The organism is Pseudolactococcus piscium (assembly GCF_002441695.1).
GTDB lineage: Bacteria > Bacillota > Bacilli > Lactobacillales > Streptococcaceae > Pseudolactococcus > Pseudolactococcus piscium.
Map to the genome: position 1 here is coordinate 1 of NZ_JXJW01000038.1, position 4,437 is coordinate 4,437.

The 4,437-nt window shown below is 34.9% G+C and carries 4 protein-coding genes; all 4 read left to right on the forward strand.

Features of this window, described 5'->3' with window-relative positions; genetic code table 11:
- A partial coding sequence (locus tag RU86_RS12155) for a hypothetical protein (RefSeq protein WP_179296286.1) occupies window positions 1-246 on the forward strand: 246 nt, incomplete at its 5' end.
- A 561-nt stretch (window positions 247-807) separates the two neighbouring features.
- Entirely contained in the window at window positions 808-1,167 is a 360-nt protein-coding gene (locus RU86_RS11400) for a hypothetical protein (protein WP_143468126.1), read from the forward strand.
- Window positions 1,168-1,463: 296 nt separating this feature from the next.
- A complete protein-coding gene (locus RU86_RS11405; RefSeq protein WP_143468127.1) occupies window positions 1,464-1,694 on the forward strand; it encodes a hypothetical protein in 231 nt (76 codons plus the stop codon).
- Window positions 1,695-3,740: 2,046 nt separating this feature from the next.
- Complete coding sequence (locus RU86_RS11415; protein ID WP_096815407.1) at window positions 3,741-4,355, forward strand: ABC transporter ATP-binding protein; 615 nt, start codon at window positions 3,741-3,743, stop codon at window positions 4,353-4,355.
- The last annotated feature ends 82 nt before the right edge of the window (window positions 4,356-4,437 follow it).

A 4,437-nucleotide genomic window follows, 5' to 3' on the forward strand; every position in this document is an offset into this window, starting at 1 on the left:
TTTCCTAGTGGTGACTATACTGTTTCGATTGACGGTGCTTTCAGTAAATGGACAGATAAATCTGGAAATACCATGGCAGGGCAGGTACAACTTGTTGTTTATGCTCCTGATAATATAAAAGAGTCGAAGAGTTTTAAGCTGACAGAAGATAAGCCTAGTCTCAAGATTAAGGTAAAAAATCAGCAGTTTTTAGCAGTAAAAACAACTGATCCGGGACTATCTGTTGCGTTAAAACTTGTAAAATGATGGGTGTACTTACTTGACTCTTAATTAACTAGGCGCAGGAGATAAGGAAAAAAGAACTGACCGTCAAGAAAAATGATACCTTAACCTTGAAATCAAACTCAGATGTTAGTGTGCTCTTGTCTAAAATAAACTGTTGATAAAGTTTGTCATGTATCGCTAACACCTTTTTGATTAAAGCAATTGCTAATTAGCAATATGGTAAAGAAATTTATGCTGATTAGCAATTACATCCCATAAATCTTGCGGATTAGCAATTTTGGGATTTTAGCTAAAAATGTATGATATTATTAATCTTGTAAGTCAGTTCGAACGACTTTCTAAAAGAAGCTATTTTGTTACTTGCCTTATTTCATTCATAATGGGGAGTATAAAATATGCTTCACTTATATCAAATTTAGTTGCAAATAAAGGTGATATTACTGTCGCACATAGGAAAATCTGAACCTTTTTCTTGTAATAGGTCAATAGCATGTGGTTTGTAGCTATGATACTTGATATTGGTTCAGTTGATTTCTATGCATGTTTATGAAGGACTATTTAATATGATGATGATATTAATTAGTGAAAAAAGGAGACGATATGACAAAACTTAAAAAAATCGCAATGTTAACGGTTGCCGTGGCAACATTGGGTACAGCAACAGTCGGTGCAATAAATGCAGCGGCAGAAAATCCCCATCCGTGGTTGATTGACCAATGGGATCATAGTTCAAAAAATGGATCAACTAATGCCTATTCAAATTACTCAGTTTTAGATTCCAGATTATATGGTTCTATTGCATATGTTAATAATCGACTTGGTGTAACGCGCAGTTATGATAGTGAAGATTATGGTATGGCTTATTCATCTCATAAACAAGACAAATTAGATTTAGGAACTAAGTCATATCCTGGATGGAATGTCTACTACTTTGGCAGATAAGTTTGCTGAAAAATAATGCTTTGAAATAAAGAAATGAGAAGCTTAACCCAAATAATGCTTGTGTTAAGCTTCTTTTAAATATTATGTCATTTATATTTTTTATTGCTATACATTTTTTTATTTGGTAGTAGATGGCTTGACTTTTTAAATAGTCAAGTGTTACAAAATCAAACTATGGAAATCTGGGATTATATTATTATTACTGTAAAAATATTATGAATTAGAAAGTATGTTTGTACTATGTATTCGAATTTCTTAGTATTATTTCGTTATAGTTAAGGGGAATGGGGGACAATATGGCAAAACTTAGAAAAGTGCCTATGCAAATAGTAACTGTCGTAGTATTAACATCATCAACTTTAGCATTACTAACTACTCCTGCGAAAAAAATGTTGCACGGTCCGACTTCGTTTGCTAATAAACGATTAGTTTTTACAGGAAGTTATACAAAAAAATTTATGGTACTTCTTAAATATTATATATGTGTCATAGATCAATTGCATATTATTTTGGTAGGTGGGTTATGATAAAAAAATNTTAAGTCATGTGAGTAGCGCATTCCAAACGTATAGTGTACTAAGCTTCTTTTCCCTATTATTTTGGTTATTAGCTTTTGCTGGTATGTCCTTTTTTAGCCCAAGTGGTGCCTTGCCTTATCCAGCTGATAGTTCAATGGTCATCACGAAAAATAAAACTAGTCTCGATAGTAGTACTTTTTATAATGACTTAGATAAACTGGCTAATACTGAACAGGTGAGCATCATAAAAAATGTGTTAAATGATGATGGGAAGATACTTGGCTATGTGTTTGGCGCTAGTAAAAAAATGGTTGGTGAGCCAACTAGATATACCCAAAATAAAAACTTACTTAAAACGACGACAGTGGCAGGTAATTATTATATCATTGGTAAGCTATCACCTAATATGACGGGGCGTTTTAGAGATATGGGCTTGCAATTTAAGGTGATCAAGACCCCCATATGGTTGGTTGCCGCTTCTTTTTTAACAGGAGGTGATTTATACGCTGTTTCTTTTTTCACCTTATTGCTTATGAGCTTTGTAGTGACTTATGCCTTACTTGTTATGAGACTGAAAGAAGCTGTCATCGAACGGAGTTTTGGCATATTTCAAAGACAACAGGCTAGGCATTTCCTTGGTGCGATGGCAACGATTTTAGTTAATTTTATTGTATTCGGAACAGTGATTGCAAGTATGAATCATTATTTTGGAACAGTTCAAGTGATAGCTTTTTTACTAACTTTAGGCTTGTTTTTATGTCTATTCAGTCTCATACAAGTTGTGGCTTATACCATTTTCTTATGGCAAGTAAGAGCGGCAACGATATCAGATATCCAAAAAAATAAAATGAGTGGTAAGAAAGTTCAAGTCATTTGGCTGTTTGTGCTTGCATTAAGTACGATTTTACTCACCTATGAAACGGTCATCATTGTCAAAAATTATCCAACGTATCAGTCACAAAAAAAGCTGGTCAAAAACTGGCGATTAGCAGGAAACTATGCTAGAGTCTGGTGGCGTTTTTTAGAGAATGGCAATCCAACAGGTAACTCAGTAGCACAAAATGACCAAATAAGACGCGATAATCAAAATATGCGAAATTTTGCAAATAGTATCTCAAATGATGAGGTTTTGATTGCTAAATTGGCAAATGAACAAGCAAGCTGGACTGGTAAAGTAGATATTTATGTTGCAGGTAAAGGCATAGAAATGAGATCTGTTAACCAAACGATAGCTGAAAAGACTTATATCATTAATCCCAAAGTGTTGGCATTGAATAGAGAAATTCATCCAGAAAGTCAATTTAAGGCGACTTCTGATAAAGCAGTGACGGTTTATATTCCTGAAAAATATCGTAAGCAGATCGCTGATATCAAACTACTTGCCATGAGGGGGGTGTCAAATCTACTTTCGGAAGAAGAGATAGACTGGCAGTTCGTACCAAATAAGCAAAAAGTTTTCTTATTTATGTTGGAGAGTGCATCTCCCTTATCCCTACCAGATAGTGATAAGGAAGATATGATATTGGTTAATTTAGATTGGCGGAAATTACCTAAAAACGATAGGACTGATTTTCTGATTGGTAATTTTACTTTTGATGCCATGTATGACACAAGAGGACTGCAAAAAAAATTAGCGGATCATCAGGTCATCCAAAAAGTCCATCATTTTCAAAATGTTAAATTAAGTTTGGAGGCGACAGCTAATGACCTAAACAGACAGTTTATTTCTGGTATGACACTCACTGTCATTTTATTCTTATTACAGCTAGTCGTGGTTTATGATTTTCTAAAAATGCAAATTCAGCTCAATCGTAAGGAGATTATTATCCGCACGCTGAATGGGTTAGGCTTTAGCAGGTCTGTTTATAGACAGTTTATCTCTTTGGTGATTACACTGAGCTTTGCTGAATATCTTTGCTGGTTTTTATTAGGGTCGTGGCAAATTATCCTGGGCTTACTTGGCTTATATTTACTGGCTATCTGGCTTATCTATATAGGTGCATTTCGTAAGTTACACAAAAATAAAATGAGTATCTTAAAAGGAGGCGACATGACATGATCGTATTAAAAGCATTGTGTAAATGTTTTGGCAAAAAAATAGTCTATGAAAATGTGAACTTGACGTTTGAAGCAGGTAGCTCATATGCACTAGTAGGGGTGTCAGGTAGTGGTAAGACAACGTTCTTAAATGCGATAGCCCGTCTTGAAAGGCCCACAAGTGGTGATGTTTTAGTTGCGTCAAAACCGATTTGGCAGATGAAAGAAAAACAATATTTCAAAGACTATTTGGGCTATGTCTTTCAAAGTTACGCTTTGATAGATGATAAAAATGTTGCGCAAAATTTGAAAATGATTGAAAAAGATAGGTCCAAGCAGATAGTGGCGCTGGAACAAGTTGGTTTAGATGAGACTTACTTAACATCACGGATTTATGAATTATCAGGAGGCCAAGCTCAGAGAGTTGCGATTGCCCGAATGCTATTAAAAAAGTTTAAGCTTATTTTGGCTGATGAACCCACTGGTGCCTTGGATGATGATACTGGAGAGCAGGTAGGTGAATTATTGCTATCTCTGGTCACAGCAGATACGACATTGATTGTTGCGACACATGATTTGGCACTTGCAAATCAGATGGACCATATTATCTATATGAAGGACTTGGTGAACTAAATGAAAAAGAAACTTGCATTGCTTGTTACAGTATTAATAGTGGGTTTAGGTGTAGTCGCTATCTCTAGAATCCTACTTGCTA